A 15,071-nucleotide genomic window follows, 5' to 3' on the forward strand; every position below is an offset into this window, starting at 1 on the left:
CCCTCTCCTCTACGGCAGGTGCTGCCCCCGCTCAGTCCTTGAGCCGGGGCAGCACCTGTTCGCACAGCAGGTGCAGGCTGCGCCAGCCCTCGTCCAGCGGCATCCCGCCGCACAGCGGGTGCAGCACCAGGTTCCCCGCCTCGCCCGCGCCCCGCGCGTACGCAACCGCCTCGTCGGGGGTCAGGACCCGGTACACGCCCTCCGTGCGCAGCTCCGCCACCGAGCGCGCGGCCGACCGAACGGCGCTGCGGATGTCCTTCGACTGCCAGGACGCGTACATGCCCGCCTCGTGCAGGAAGCGGTCGCCGTACTCGGCCCAGACCCGGTCCGGGTCCTCCGCAATGTGCAGCAGCGGGGTCTCGGCCGCCGGCATCATGCAGAACCCTTCCGTCCCGTGCTCCGCGAGCTGCGCGTGGTAGTACGCCTCCAGCTCCGGCAGGTGCGCGCTGGGGAAGAACGGCAGCCCGAGCCGGGCCGCGCGCCGGGCCGCCGCCTGGGAGCTGCCGCCGACCAGGAGCAGCGGGTGCGGCTGCGTGAACGGCGTCGGCGTCACCCGTACCGTGCGGCCGCGGAACGCGAACGGCTCGCCGGTCCACGCCTTGAGCAGGGTCTCCAGCAGTTCGTCCTGGAGCCGGCCGCGCCGGCCCCACTCGACGCCGTGCTGCTCGTACTCCTCGGGCCGGTAGCCGATGCCCGCGACCGTGACGAGGCGGCCGCCGCTCAGCAGGTCGAGGACCGCGATGTCCTCGGCCACCTTCAGCGGGTCGTACAGCGGGCCGATGATCGCCGAGACGGTCACCGCGATCCGGCGGGTGGCGCCGAAGACCGCGCCCGCGAAGGCGAACGGCGACGGCAGCCAGTTGTTGGTGGTGCCGTGGTGCTCCTCGGTCTGGATCGTGTCGATCCCGCGGTCGTCCGCGTACTTCGCCATCTCCAGCGCGGCCTTGTAGCGGGCGGAGAGGGTCTCGGGGGTGCCGTTCGGGTCGACGAGATTGAACCGGGCCACGGTGATGGGCATGGAGAAGTCCCCCTTCGCCGGAGGTGGGTGGGCGGGCGAAGGGGGACGTTAGCTGACGTGACGTCAGTTGGACAGGGATCCGGCGAGCGCAGGCTCCTCCGCCCCGGCCGCGCCGGCCGCCGGAGCCGGGGTGCGCGGCAGTACGGCGTACAACACGCCGGAGGTGACGATGCCGGCCGCCCAGCCCAGGCCGTTCTGCCCGATCCAGGTGCCGGCGAGCGGCCCGCCGAACCAGTCGACCTTGGTGAAGAGCAGTCCCACGACCAGGGCCACGCCCCACGCGGTCATGGCCTGCCAGGCGAACCCGCCCCGGTACCAGTAGGCGCTGCTGCGGGTGGTGTCCAGCAGCGCGGCGCCGTCGTACGAGGTCCGGCGCAGCATGTCCACGCCGAAGACGCCGATCCACGCGGAGAAGGCCACGGCGAGGAGCGTCAGGAAGGAGATGAACGAGCCGAAGAAGCTGGTCGCGACCACCATCAGCAGGAAGCCGAAGACCAGGCTGATGACGGCGTTGACGCTGACGGCCGCCGCGCGCGGGACCTTGATTCCGAGGGTCTGCGCCGTGAAGCCGGCCGAGTACATGGACATCGAGTTGATCAGCAGCATGCCGACCAGCGCGATCAGCAGGTACGGGACCGCGATCCAGGCGGGCAGCAGGTTGCCGATGAAGGAGACCGGGTCCTGCGCCGTGGCCAGGTCCGGGGTGCCGACCGCCATGACCGCGCCCATCAGCACCATCGGGATGACGACGACGGCCGCGCCGCCGATCGTCGCGCCGACCATGCCCTTGGCGGAGGCCGTACGCGGCAGGTAGCGCGTGAAGTCCGGGCCGGACGGGACCCAGCTGATGCCGCCCGCGGCGATGGTGCCGATGCCGGCGATCATCATCGCCGTCGAGCCGGCCGGCTTGTCGAAGACGGCGGACCAGTCGGTCTCCGCGACCAGATAGCCGAGCACGAGCACGCTGAAGGCGCCGAAGAGGTACGTCGACCAGGTCGAGCAGGCGCGCAGCGCGCTGATGCCGAGGCCGGACACCAGGAAGGTGCAGCCGACGAAGAGCACCAGGGTGACCACGATCAGGGCCGTGTTCTTCCGCACGCCGAACAGCAGGTCCAGCACGGTGAGCATGGCGAACGCGCCGCTGACCGCGTTGATGGTCTCCCAGCCCCAGCGGGCGACCCAGATCAGGGCGCCGGGGAAGAGGTTCCCGCGCTGGCCGAACACGGCCCGCGAGAGGGCCATGCCGGGGGCGCCGCCGCGCTTCCCGGCGATCGAGATCAGGCCGACGAGGCCGTACGAGACGACGGGCGCGGCGACAGCGACGACGAGCACCTGCCAGATGTTGAGCTTGTTGAAGATCACCAGGCCGGCGCCCATGGTCAGCAGCAGCACGCTGATGTTGGCGGCGACCCAGGTGGGCACGAGCTCGCGGACCCGGCCGCTGCGCTCGCCGTCCGGGACGGGCTCGAGGCCGCGGGTCTCGACCGAGGTGTCGGTCGGGGTCTCGGCCGGCTGCTGTATCGCGCCGTCGGCGGGCTCGGCAGGCATGCGGTACTCCGGTGGCAGGGCGTACGGGTAAGTCGCCCATCATCGTGGATATGCCGCTAAGGCCGCAAATGGAGGCTTACGGCCCCGCCGGAACCGCGGGAACCGGGGGCCCGGGGCAGCCGTGGCCGATACTGGATCCGTTATGGACATCCTCATCCTTGCTGTAGTCATCGCCCTGGTCGCGGTCGGCGTGATCAGCGGGCTCGTGGTCGGCAGCCGCAAGAAGAAGCAGCTGCCGCCCCCGGCGCCGCCCAGCACACCGACCATCACTGCCCCGCCCGCCGAACCGCAGGTGGGGGAGGACGCCGTAGAGACGGCGGAAGAGCCCCGCCGCACCATCGAGGAGGTCGTCCTCCCCGAAGCGGAGGCTGCGGCTCCCGAGGCGCCCCCCCTCGTCGAACCCGAGGCTCCGGCCGCCCCCGAGATCGAGGTGCCCGAGCCCACCGCCGGCCGCCTGGTCCGGCTGCGCGCCCGCCTCGCCCGGTCGCAGAACTCGCTCGGCAAGGGGCTGCTCACGCTGCTCTCGCGCGAGCACCTCGACGAGGACACCTGGGAGGAGATCGAGGAGACCCTCCTGATCGCCGACGTCGGTGTCGTACCGACGCAGGAGCTCGTGGACCGGCTCCGCGAGCGGGTCAAGGTGCTCGGCACCCGCACCCCCGCGGACCTGCGGAACCTGCTCAAGGAGGAGCTGCTGACCCTGGTCGGCACCGACTTCGACCGCGCGGTGAAGACCGAGAGCGGCGTGGACACCCCGGGCGTCGTGATGGTCGTGGGGGTCAACGGCACCGGCAAGACCACCACCACCGGCAAGCTGGCCCGCGTGCTCGTCGCCGACGGCCGCTCCGTGGTGCTCGGCGCCGCGGACACCTTCCGCGCCGCCGCCGCCGACCAGCTCCAGACCTGGGGCGAGCGGGTCGGCGCGCGCACCGTGCGCGGCCCCGAGGGCGGCGACCCGGCCTCGATCGCCTACGACGCGGTCAAGGAGGGCATCGCCGAGGGCGCCGACGTGGTGCTCATCGACACCGCCGGCCGCCTGCACACCAAGACCGGCCTCATGGACGAGCTCGGCAAGGTCAAGCGCGTCGTGGAGAAGCACGGCCCGCTGGACGAGGTCCTGCTGGTCCTGGACGCCACCACCGGGCAGAACGGCCTGACCCAGGCCCGCGTCTTCGCCGAGGTCGTGGACATCACCGGCATCGTGCTGACCAAGCTCGACGGCACCGCCAAGGGCGGCATCGTCGTCGCCGTCCAGCGCGAGCTCGGCGTCCCGGTCAAGCTCATCGGCCTCGGCGAGGGCCCGGACGACCTGGCGCCCTTCGAGCCGGAGGCGTTCGTGGACGCCCTGATCGGCGACTGAGCGAGACCGTACGCAGCGCACGCAGACCGTACGCACGGCAGCGCCCCCGCATTCCGGCCGGAACGCGGGGGCGCTGGCGTGCGTACCGGGATCAGCGCCGCAGGCGGTGGCAGATGTACGCGAGGGTGCCGAGCAGCAGCCGGGCCTGCGGCGGGCCGCCCGCGGAGTCGAGCGCGGGCGGGCGCAGCCAGCCGACCGGGCCCAGGCCCGCGTGGTCGGAGGGCGGGGCGGTCAGGAAGGCGCCGACGCCCAGGGCGCGCAGATCGAGGTCGGCGTCGTCCCAGCCCATCCGGTAGAGCAGCTGCGGCAGCTCGGCGGCCGCACCCGGGGCGACGAAGAACTGGGCACGGCCGTCCGGGGTCGCGGTGACCGGCCCGAGCGGCAGGCCCATCCGCTCGAGGCGGACCAGCGCCCGGCGCCCGGCCTCCTCCGCGACCTCGATGACGTCGAAGGTGCGGCCCACGGGCAGCAGGACCGCGGCGCCCGGGTACCCGCTCCAGGTCTCGGTGACCTCGTCGAGGGTGGCGCCGGCCGGGACGGTCGGAGCGAGGGGGAGCGGATGCGCCCCCGGCGTGCTGCAATGCGTATGACCGCAGGAGCACTCGCTGGCGGGGGCCGCGGCGCGGGCGCCGGGGACCACGTCCCAGCCCCACAGCCCGGTGTACTCCGCGACCGCCGTGCACTCCGACGTCCGGCCGCGGCGCCGCGAGCCGGAACGGAACTCCTTGGTGCTGCGGCTGCCGCCGATCGTGAAGCCCATGCCCATGCCCCCTCCAACGGGTCGGACGCGCCGGTGGTTACGACGTCGGCGGGACGGGATGCGGGGCCGGGCGCGAGCCCGGTGTCCCGAAGGGCCACCGGCGCACTCCTCGCCGCGTGCGCCCCTGCTGCACTCCCGTCCAACCGATCGTTTTCGCCTCGGTGTCAAGTGAATCGCGCCTGGCCGGTGGCTAGTTCATTCGAAGGGGTGGCGAATGGTGGCGTTTCTGGAAACGACCTCGCCGCAGGGGTGATCGTAGGATTACTTTCAGTACATCGAACCCCGAAGGCGGGCCGTCCGTGGTTATGCCGGAGGCAACTTGTGGAGGACCTGTGAAGGTCCGTGGCGGCGCTCGCCGTCCCAGCCAGGGTTTCGTATGAAGATGCTGAGTGGATGGGGGCGTTCCAGTGAGCGGCAACGGCGCAAGCGGAACGAGCGAGGAGCCGGAGGTCCCGGGCTCTGCAGCCCGCAATGAGCAACTGACGTCGTGGTTCGTCCGCAGCGGCTGGTCGAAGGGCGAACTGGCCCGCCAGGTGAACCGGCGTGCCCGGCAGATGGGCGCCCACCACATCAGCACGGACACCTCCCGGGTGCGCCGCTGGCTCGACGGCGAGCAGCCCCGCGAGCCCGTCCCGCGGATCCTGTCCGAGCTGTTCTCCGAGCGGTTCGGCTCCGTCGTCGCCATCGAGCAGCTCGGGCTGCGCACCGCCCACCAGACGCCTTCCGTCTCCGGCGTCGACCTGCCCTGGGCCGGCCCGCAGACCGTCGAGCTGCTCGGCGAGTTCTCCCGCAGCGACCTGATGCTGGCCCGCCGCGGCTTCCTCGGGACCTCCCTCGCCCTCTCCGCCGGCCCCGCCCTCATCGAGCCCATGCAGCGCTGGCTCGTCCCGGTCCCCGCCGCCGACCCGGGCCCCCGCGAGGCCGGGGCGGCCGGAGCCCTCAGCGGCCACCGCCCGCCGCGCCTGTCCGAACCGGAACTCGGCCTCCTCGAAGCCACCACCGTGATGTTCCGCCAGTGGGACGCCCAGTGCGGCGGCGGCCTGCGCCGCAAGGCCGTCGTCGGCCAGCTGCACGAGGTCACCGACCTGCTCCAGGAGAACCACCCGGCCCCCGTCATGAAGCGGCTCTTCAAGGTCGCCGCGGAACTCGCCGAACTCGCCGGCTGGATGAGCTACGACATCGGCCTGCACCCCACCGCGCAGAAGTACTTCGTCCTCGCGCTGCACGCCGCCAAGGAGGGCGGGGACAAGCCGCTGGGCTCGTACATCCTCTCCAGCATGAGCCGCCAGATGATCCACCTGGGCCGGCCCGAGGACGCCCTGGAACTCATCCACCTCGCGCAGTACGGCAGCCGCGACTGCGCCGGGCCGCGCACCCAGGCCATGCTGTATGCGATGGAGGCCCGCGCCTACGCCAACATGGGCCAGCCCAGCCGCTGCAAGAGGGCCGTCCGGATGGCCGAGGACACCTTCTCCGACGTCGCCTTCGGCGGCGAGCCCGAGCCCGACTGGATCCGCTTCTTCTCCGAGGCCGAGCTCAACGGCGAGAACTCCCACTCGTACCGCGACCTGGCCTACGTGGCCGGGCGCAGCCCCATGTACGCCTCCCTCGCCGAACCCGTGATGCAGCGGGCCGTGGAGCTCTTCGAGAAGGACGACGAGCACCAGCGCTCGTACGCCCTCAACCTCATCGGCATGGCCACCGTGCACCTGATCCAGCGCGAGCCCGAGCAGGCCACCGTCCTCGTAGGCCGCGCCCTCGACGTGGCCGGAAAGGTGCGGTCCGAAAGGGTGAACACGCGGCTGCGCAAGACCGTCGACACCGCCGCCCGTGAGTACGGCGACGTCGCCGACGTGGTCCGGCTGACCGACCAGCTCGCCTCCCGGCTCCCCGAAGCGGCGGAGGCCGTCTGACGGCCGAAGCGGCCGCCCCCGAAGGCCCCGGCCGCGGCAGTCACCCCGTGAAGCCCGATCAGGCTCCCCCAGCCAGGTCCCCCCGGGTACTGCCGTGGCCGGCCCCCTTTTTTTGCGCCTAAACCGGCGCCGCTCTCGCGGACGTGGTTGCTCGCCGTCGTGCTTCCCCAATTGATGGTTGCGCTGTTCATCACGCCGTAACACCCGAGATGCCTTCGTCACGGACGCGAAACACCGAGCGGCGCCGCCGGAAACCGGCCTGCGCGAATCTCAGGGTCAATAACCGGCCAGCCCCCAGGCCCCACCCCCCGGCCTTACGCCTTGCGCCGCTCAGGTTTTCACGATCGCCCGCACGCGAACGTACCGACGACGAGGAGACGCCGATGGCATCAGCCATCACGACCCTCGCCGCAGACGCCCCGACGCTGTCTGCTGCGAACACCGGGTTCATGCTCATCTGCTCCGCCCTGGTCATGCTGATGACCCCGGGACTCGCCTTCTTCTACGGAGGCATGGTCCGCGTCAAGAGCAGCCTCAACATGCTGATGATGAGCTTCATCAGCCTCGGGATCGTCACGATCCTGTGGGTCCTCTACGGCTTCAGCCTCGCCTTCGGCACGGACGCCGGCAGCCTCATCGGCTGGTCCTCCGACTACGTCGGCCTCAGCGGCATCGGCATCACCGAGCTGTGGGACGGGTACACCATCCCGGTCTACGTCTTCGCCGTCTTCCAGCTGATGTTCGCCGTCATCACCCCCGCCCTGATCAGCGGCGCCCTGGCCGACCGCGTGAAGTTCAGCGCCTGGGCCCTGTTCACCGCCCTGTGGGTCACCGTCGTCTACTTCCCCGTCGCCCACTGGGTCTGGGGGGCCGGCGGCTGGCTCTTCGAGCTCGGCGTCATCGACTTCGCGGGCGGCACCGCCGTCCACATCAACGCCGGCGCCGCGGCCCTCGGCGTCATCCTGGTCATCGGCAAGCGCGTCGGCTTCAAGAAGGACCCGATGCGCCCGCACAGCCTCCCGCTCGTGATGCTCGGCGCCGGTCTGCTCTGGTTCGGCTGGTTCGGCTTCAACGCCGGATCCTGGCTCGGCAACGACGACGGCGTGGGCGCGGTCATGTTCGTCAACACCCAGGTCGCCACCGCCGCCGCCATGCTCGCCTGGCTCGGCTACGAGAAGCTGCGCCACGGCTCCTTCACCACCCTCGGCGCCGCCTCCGGCGCGGTCGCGGGCCTCGTCGCCATCACCCCCTCCGGCGGCTCCTGCTCCCCGCTCGGCGCGATCGCCATCGGAGCCATCGCCGGTGTCGTCTGCGCCATGGCCGTCGGCCTCAAGTACAAGTTCGGCTTCGACGACTCCCTCGACGTGGTCGGCGTCCACCTCGTCGGCGGTGTGATCGGCTCGCTGCTCGTCGGCTTCTTCGCCACCGGCGGGGTCCAGTCCGACGCGGCCGGCCTCTTCTACGGCGGCGGTCTGGAACAGCTCGGCAAGCAGGCCATCGGGGTCTTCTCCGTCCTCGCCTACTCTCTCGTCGTGTCCGCGATCCTCGCCTTCCTCCTCGACAAGACGATCGGGATGCGGGTCACCGAGGACGACGAGGTCTCCGGCATCGACCAGGTCGAGCACGCCGAGACCGCCTACGACTTCAGCGGAGCCGGCGGCGGCGCCTCCTCCCGGAGCACCGCCACCCCCGTCCCCGTTGCCGCCGCGAGCAAGAAGGTTGACGCATGAAGCTGATCACCGCGATCGTCAAGCCGCACCGGCTGGACGAGATCAAGGACGCCCTCCAGCGCTTCGGAGTCCAGGGCCTCACGGTCTCCGAGGCCAGCGGCTACGGCCGCCAGCGCGGCCACACCGAGGTCTACCGGGGCGCCGAGTACACGGTGGACCTCGTACCGAAGATCCGTATCGAGGTGGTCGTCGAGGACGACGACGCCGAATCGGTGATGGAGCTCCTCGTCAAGAGCGCCCGCACCGGCAAGATCGGTGACGGCAAGGTGTGGAGCGTCCCCGTGGACTCGGTCATCCGGGTCCGCACCGGCGAGCGCGGCGCTGAAGCGCTCTAGGCGACGGGAGCTCCTGGGTGACGAGCGTCGAGCAGACCACGACGGGTGATTCCGGCGATCCGTCCGGCTCGGGACCCAGCGGGTACGCCGCGGCCCGGCTGCGACTCCTCCAGGAGGAGTCGCGGTCCGGGCCTTCGCGGCGTTCCGCGCTGGCCGGGCTGACCGACGCATGGCTGAACGCCCTGTTCACCACGGCCCAGCGGGAGACCGGGGTGCGGGGCGCCACCCTCGTCGCCGTCGGCGGCTACGGGCGCGCCGAACTCTCCCCGCGCAGCGACCTCGACCTGCTGCTGCTCCACGACGGCAAGGCCGAGCCGCGGGCCCTGAGCGCCCTGGCCGACCGTCTCTGGTACCCCGTGTGGGACCTGGGCGTGGCCCTCGACCACTCCGTGCGGACCCCGGCCGAGGCACGCAAGACCGCCGGCGAGGACCTCAAGGTGCACCTGGGGCTGCTCGACGCCCGGCCCGTCGCGGGCGACGCCGGCCTCCTCGCGGGCCTGCGCACCTCGGTCCTGGCCGACTGGCGCAACCAGGCCGCCAAGCGGCTCCCGCAGCTGCACTCGCTGTGCCGGGAGCGGGCCGAGCAGTCCGGGGAGCTCCGCTTCCTGCTGGAACCCGACCTCAAGGAGGCCCGCGGCGGGCTCCGCGACGCCACCGCACTGCGGGCGGTCGCCGCGTCCTGGCTGGCCGACGCCCCGCGCGAGGGGCTGGCCGAGGCCCGGCGGCGGCTGCTCGACGCGCGGGACGCCCTGCACCTGGTGACGGGCCGGGCGACCGACCGGCTCGCGCTGCAGGAACAGGACCAGGTCGCCGCCCAGCTGGGCCTGCTCGACGCGGACGCGCTGCTGCGCGAGGTGTACGAGGCCGCGCGGGTCGTCGCGTACGCGGGCGACGTGACCTGGCGCGAGGTCGGGCGGGTCCTGCGGGCCCGGGCGGCCCGGCCGAGGCTGCGCGGGCTGCTGGGGACGCGGGGGGCCGCGGCAGCCGAGCGGGCGCCGCTCGCCGAGGGGGTCGTGGAGTCCGACGGCGAGGCCGTGCTGGCCCTGGCGGCCCGGCCCGACCGGGATCCGGTGCTGGCGCTGCGGTTCGGGGCCGCGGCCGCGCAGGCGGGACTGCCGGTGTCGCTGCACGCCGTACGCCGGCTCGCCGCGCAGGCGAAGCCGCTGCCGGTGCCGTGGCCCGCGGAGGCGCGGGAGCAGCTGCTGACCCTGCTGGGGGCAGGGGAGCCGACGGTGGCCGTCTGGGAGGCGCTGGAGGCCGAGGGGCTGATCACCCGGCTGCTGCCCGACTGGGAACGGGTGCGGTGCCGTCCGCAGCGCAACCCCGTGCACACCTGGACGGTGGACCGGCACCTGGTCGAGACGGCGGTGCGGGCCTCGGCCCTGACCCGCCGGGTGAGCCGCCCTGACCTGCTGCTGATGGCCGCCCTGCTGCACGACATCGGCAAGGGATGGCCGGGGGACCACTCGGTGGCGGGCGAGACGATCGCCCGCGACGTGGCCGTACGGGTGGGCTTCGACGCGGACGACACCGCCGTGCTGGGGGTGCTCGTACGGCACCACCTGCTGCTGATCGACACCGCGACGCGGCGTGACCTGGACGACCCGGCGACCGTCCGGTCGGTCGCGGAGGCCGTGGGAGCGCTCGGCACGCTGGAAATCCTGCACGCCCTGACCGAGGCGGACGCCCTGGCCACCGGGCCCGCGGCGTGGAGCACGTGGCGGGGCTCGCTGGTGGCGGACCTGGTGGCGCGGGTGGCCTCGGTCCTGGGCGGGGACGCGCCCGTCGAGGCGGAGCTGGCCATCCCGACGACGGACCAGGAACGCCTCGCGGTGGAGGCGCTGCGCACCCGGGAGCCGGTGCTGGCGCTGCACGCGCGCCAGGAGGAGGACGACGCGGTCGGGGTCGAGCTGGTGGTGGCGGTCCCGGACCAGCCGGGGGTCCTCCCGGCGGTGGCCGGCGTACTGGCCCTGCACCGGCTCACGGTCCGCGCCGCGGACCTGCGCTCGCTGGAGCTGCCGGATCTGGCGGGTGAGGTCCTGGTCCTCCGCTGGCGGGTGGCCGCCGAGTACGGCTCGCTGCCGGAGGCGTCCCGCCTGCGCACGGACCTGATCCGGGCGCTGGACGGCTCGCTGGACGTCCCGGCGAAGCTGGCGGACCGCGAGGCGGCGTACCCGCGCCGGCGCGGGGTGGTCCCGCCGCCCCCGCGGGTGACGGTGGTCCCGGACGTGTCCTCCTTGGCCACGGTCCTGGAGGTCCGGGCCCCGGATGCGCTGGGTCTGCTGCACCGGATCGGGCGCGCGCTGGAATCCTCCGGGGTCCGCGTCCGCAGCGCGCACGTCTCCACGCTCGGCGCCAACGCGGTGGACTCCCTGTACGTGGTCGACCCGGACGGCAAACCCCTCCCGCCGCGCGCGGCCGCGTCCCTGGCCACCGCCCTGGAGGCGAGCCTGCACTGACCCGGGGCCACGGGTCCCGCTGCGCGGAGCCGCTCCCCAGGGAAAACCAGCCCCGCCGGCGATGGAGGCAAGGGGGCCCGGAGGCGGAGCCCCCGGTTTCGGGAAGGGGCGGGGAGGGGCAAGCCCCGCGCAGCGGCCCCCGCCTTCGGCCCCGCCCCCGGGCGCGGCCCACGGCGTCGGTCGGAGCTGCTCGGCAGGGGCCGACGGGGCGGAGCCCGGGGGCCGGAAACGGGCGGGTCCCCGGACAGGGGGAGGGCCCGATACCCTGGGGGGCGACCACACGCCCCCGACCCGAGGAATCGCGACCACCGTGTTCGATACGCTTTCCGACCGCCTCAGCGCGACCTTCAAGTCCCTCCGGGGCAAGGGCCGCCTCTCCGAGCAGGACATCGACGCTGCGGCGCGGGAAATCCGTATCGCCCTCCTCGAGGCCGACGTCGCCCTGCCCGTCGTCCGCTCCTTCATCGCGAACGTCAAGGAGCGCGCCCGCGGCGAAGAGGTCTCCAGGGCCCTCAACCCGGGCCAGCAGGTCCTCAAGATCGTCAACGACGAGCTCGTCTCGATCCTCGGCGGCGAGACCCGGCGCCTGCGCTTCGCCAAGACCGCGCCCACCGTGATCATGCTCGCCGGTCTCCAGGGTGCCGGTAAGACCACCCTCGCCGGAAAGCTCGGCCTCTGGCTCAAGGGCCAGGGCCACTCCCCGCTGCTCGTCGCCTGCGACCTCCAGCGCCCCAACGCCGTCAACCAGCTCAGCGTCGTCGCCGAGCGCGCCGGTGTCGCGGTTTACGCGCCCGCCCCCGGCAACGGCGTCGGCGACCCGGTGCAGGTGGCCAAGGACTCCATCGAGTACGCCCGCACCAAGCAGTACGACATCGTCGTCGTCGACACCGCCGGCCGCCTCGGCATCGACTCGGAGCTGATGCAGCAGGCCGCGGACATCCGCGACGCCGTCAACCCCGACGAGATCCTCTTCGTCGTCGACGCCATGATCGGTCAGGACGCGGTCAACACCGCCGAGGCCTTCCGTGACGGCGTCGGCTTCGACGGCGTCGTGCTCTCGAAGCTCGACGGCGACGCCCGAGGCGGTGCCGCGCTCTCCATCGCGCACGTCACCGGCAAGCAGATCATGTTCGCCTCGAACGGCGAGAAGCTCGACGAGTTCGACGCGTTCCACCCCGACCGCATGGCGGGCCGGATCCTCGACATGGGTGACATGCTCACCCTCATCGAGCAGGCCGAGAAGACCTTCAGCCAGGCCGAGGCCGAGAAGATGGCGGCCAAGCTGGCGAAGGGGCCGAAGGAGTTCACGCTCGACGACTTCCTGGCCCAGATGGAGCAGGTCCGGAAGATGGGCTCCATCTCCAAGCTGCTCGGCATGCTCCCCGGCATGGGGCAGATCAAGGACCAGATCAACAACATCGACGAGCGCGACGTCGACCGCACGGCCGCGATCATCAAGTCGATGACCCCGGCCGAGCGCCACGACCCGCACATCATCAACGGCTCGCGCCGTGCCCGTATCGCCAAGGGCTCCGGTGTCGAGGTCAGCGCCGTCAAGAACCTCGTCGAGCGCTTCTTCGAGGCCCGCAAGATGATGTCCCGCATGGCCCAGGGCGGCGGGATGCCCGGCATGCCGGGCATCCCGGGCATGGGCGGCGGCCCCGGCCGGCAGAAGAAGCAGATCAAGCAGGCCAAGGGCAAGCGCAAGAGCGGCAACCCGATGAAGCGCAAGGAAGAGGAGGCGGCCGCAGCCGCCCGCCGCGAGCAGGGCCCGCAGACCGCCCCGCCCGCCACCGGCAGCCCGTTCGGTCTTCCGGCCGCGGGTCAGCCCGGGCAGGACTTCGACCTCCCGGACGAGTTCAAGAAGTTCATGAAGTAACCGCGTCCGTACGCGAACGGGTCCTGGCCGGAGCTTCCGGCCAGGACCCGTTCGCGTAGGTCCTGCGGGCGCAATGGTGCGTTATATCCCTTATGGTCGGCCACGAGGACGGCAGTAAGGAGGCCACGTGCCCAGCCCCACCCCCGTACCGCCTCGCGAGCGCGCCGACACGCCCTGGCGTTCCGAGGGCGCGCCGCCCGCACCGCCGCCCAAGAGGAAGATGCCCGGGGGTTGGCGCGGGCTGATCCTCGCCGCCCTGATCGTCTTCCTGCTCACCAACGTGGTCCTGTCGTTCTTCAACGAGGGCGACGAGCCGACCGTCTCGTACACGGAGTTCAGCAAGCAGGTCGCCGACGGCAACGTCTCGAAGATCTACTCCAAGGGCGACGCGATCCAGGGCGAGCTGAAGAACGAACAGCCGCTGCCCGACGGCGGCAAGGGCGACTACACGAAGTTCGTCACCCAGCGCCCGGCCTTCGCCGACGACCAGCTGTGGGTGAACCTCACCAAGCACAACGTCGTCGTCACGGCCTCCCCGGTCGTCGTCCAGCGCAGCTTCCTGGCCAACCTGCTGATCTCGCTGGCGCCGATGCTGCTGCTGGTCCTCCTGTGGGTGTTCATCGCCCGACGCATGGGCTCGGCCATGGGCGGCGTCGGCGGGCTGGGCCGCAAGCAGCCGCCCAAGCCCGTGGAGCTGGAGGGCGGCAGACGCACCACGTTCGCCGACGTGGCCGGCATCGACGAGGTCAAGGGCGAGCTCCACGACGTCGTGGACTTCCTCAAGAACCCGCAGCAGTACCGGGCCCTGGGCGCCAGGATGCCCGGCGGGGTCCTGCTCGCCGGCCCGCCCGGCACGGGCAAGACCCTGCTGGCGCGGGCGGTGGCGGGCGAGGCCGGGGTGCCGTTCTTCTCCGCCTCCGCCTCCGAGTTCATCGAGATGATCGTCGGCGTGGGCGCCTCCCGGGTCCGCGAACTCTTCTCCGAGGCGCGCAAGGTGGCCCCCTCGATCGTCTTCATCGACGAGATCGACACGATCGGCCGGGCCCGCGGCGGCGGCGCCGCCATGGGCGGCCACGACGAGCGCGAACAGACCCTGAACCAGATCCTGACCGAGATGGACGGGTTCTCCGGCTCGGAGGGCGTCGTCGTCATCGCCGCAACCAACCGGCCGGACGTGCTGGACCCTGCGCTCACCCGACCCGGCCGCTTCGACCGCACGGTGTCGGTCTCCCCGCCCGACCGGGCCGGCCGCGAGGCCATCCTGCGGATCCACACGCAGGACATCCCCCTGGCCGCCGACGTGGACCTCGACCAGGTGGCCCGCACCACCCCCGGCATGACGGGCGCGGACCTCGCCAACCTGGCCAACGAAGCCGCCCTCCTCGCGGTGAAGCGCAAGCAGGGCCAGGTCACCCAGGCGGACTTCATGGACGCCCTCGAGAAGGTCCAGCTGGGTGCGGCCCGCGCGCTGGTCATGCCCGAGGAGGAGCGCCGCCGCACGGCCTACCACGAGAGCGGCCACGCCCTGCTGGGCATGCTCCAGCCGGGCGCAGACCCCGTCCGCAAGATCACGATCGTGCCGCGCGGCCGGGCGCTCGGCGTCACCCTCTCGACCCCCGACGCGGACCGCTACTCGTACACGGAGGACTACCTCCGCGGCCGCATCATCGGCGCGCTGGGCGGCATGGCGGCCGAGCACGTCGTGTTCGACGTCATCACCACGGGCGCGGAGAACGACCTGGAACAGGTCACCAACCTCGCCCGCGGCATGGTCGGCCGCTGGGGCATGAGCGAGCGCATCGGCCGCCTCACCGCGATCCCGGCGGACGCGCAGAGCCCGTACGGGCTCCTGGCGGCCCCCGCCACCCTCGACGCGGTGGACCACGAGATGCGGCGGATCGTCGACGAGTGCTACGTGGAGGCCTGCCGGCTGCTGCGCGAACACCGTCCGAAACTCGACGCCCTGACCGAGGCCCTGCTGGCGAACGAGACCCTGGACGAACCGGCCGCCTACGAGGCCGCGGGCATTCCCCGCCTGTCGAAGGAGGCGAAGTAGCGGCGCAGGCCCC

The 15,071-nt window shown here is 72.4% G+C and carries 10 protein-coding genes; 7 read left to right on the top strand and 3 right to left on the bottom strand.

All coding sequences use genetic code 11. From position 1 onward, the window contains the following. Positions 1-31: 31 nt before the first annotated feature. Both ACZ49B_RS02460 and ACZ49B_RS02465 read right to left on the bottom strand, forming a co-directional pair. Complete coding sequence (locus ACZ49B_RS02460; RefSeq protein WP_468299646.1) at positions 32-1,018, bottom strand: LLM class flavin-dependent oxidoreductase; 987 nt, start codon at positions 1,016-1,018, stop codon at positions 32-34. A 63-nt stretch (positions 1,019-1,081) separates the two neighbouring features. Then, positions 1,082-2,566, bottom strand: a complete 1,485-nt coding sequence (locus tag ACZ49B_RS02465) for a cytosine permease (RefSeq protein WP_468299648.1) — start codon at positions 2,564-2,566, stop codon at positions 1,082-1,084. A gap of 142 nt (positions 2,567-2,708) precedes the next feature. Between ACZ49B_RS02465 and ftsY the strand changes: the two genes are divergently transcribed. Beyond that, a complete protein-coding gene (gene ftsY / locus ACZ49B_RS02470) occupies positions 2,709-3,926 on the top strand; it encodes a signal recognition particle-docking protein FtsY (RefSeq protein ID WP_468299650.1) in 1,218 nt (405 codons plus the stop codon). 91 nt (positions 3,927-4,017) lie between these two features. Here ftsY and ACZ49B_RS02475 read toward each other — a convergent pair whose 3' ends face one another. Then, positions 4,018-4,686 (bottom strand): bifunctional DNA primase/polymerase, encoded by a 669-nt coding sequence (locus ACZ49B_RS02475; RefSeq protein ID WP_468299652.1) that lies wholly within the window; start codon positions 4,684-4,686, stop codon positions 4,018-4,020. 407 nt (positions 4,687-5,093) lie between these two features. Here ACZ49B_RS02475 and nsdA point away from each other — a divergent pair, with 407 nt between their 5' ends. The 6 genes from nsdA to ftsH all read left to right on the top strand — a co-directional run bounded on the left by nsdA (position 5,094) and on the right by ftsH (position 15,058). After that, the gene (gene nsdA / locus ACZ49B_RS02480; RefSeq protein WP_037635708.1) at positions 5,094-6,599 is read left to right on the top strand and encodes a transcriptional repressor NsdA; all 1,506 of its coding nucleotides are present in this window, start codon (positions 5,094-5,096) and stop codon (positions 6,597-6,599) included. Between the two features lie 383 nt (positions 6,600-6,982). Continuing rightward, positions 6,983-8,329, top strand: a complete 1,347-nt coding sequence (locus tag ACZ49B_RS02485; RefSeq protein WP_468299655.1) for an ammonium transporter — start codon at positions 6,983-6,985, stop codon at positions 8,327-8,329. Then, positions 8,326-8,664, top strand: a complete 339-nt coding sequence (locus ACZ49B_RS02490; protein ID WP_468299657.1) for a P-II family nitrogen regulator — start codon at positions 8,326-8,328, stop codon at positions 8,662-8,664. The genes ACZ49B_RS02485 and ACZ49B_RS02490 overlap by 4 nt, the downstream gene beginning before the upstream one ends. Before the next feature lie 17 nt (positions 8,665-8,681). Continuing rightward, positions 8,682-11,123 carry a [protein-PII] uridylyltransferase gene (locus tag ACZ49B_RS02495; RefSeq protein WP_468299659.1) on the top strand — a complete coding sequence of 814 codons (2,442 nt, stop codon included), beginning with the start codon at positions 8,682-8,684 and terminating at the stop codon, positions 11,121-11,123. 310 nt (positions 11,124-11,433) lie between these two features. Then, positions 11,434-13,002 carry a signal recognition particle protein gene (gene ffh / locus ACZ49B_RS02500; RefSeq protein WP_468299661.1) on the top strand — a complete coding sequence of 523 codons (1,569 nt, stop codon included), beginning with the start codon at positions 11,434-11,436 and terminating at the stop codon, positions 13,000-13,002. Between the two features lie 127 nt (positions 13,003-13,129). Then, positions 13,130-15,058: an ATP-dependent zinc metalloprotease FtsH gene (ftsH, locus tag ACZ49B_RS02505; RefSeq protein ID WP_468299663.1), complete on the top strand. Its 1,929-nt coding sequence runs from the start codon at positions 13,130-13,132 to the stop codon at positions 15,056-15,058. The last annotated feature ends 13 nt before the right edge of the window (positions 15,059-15,071 follow it).

The sequence above is a fragment of the Streptomyces sp. NPDC031132 genome (assembly GCF_055570595.1).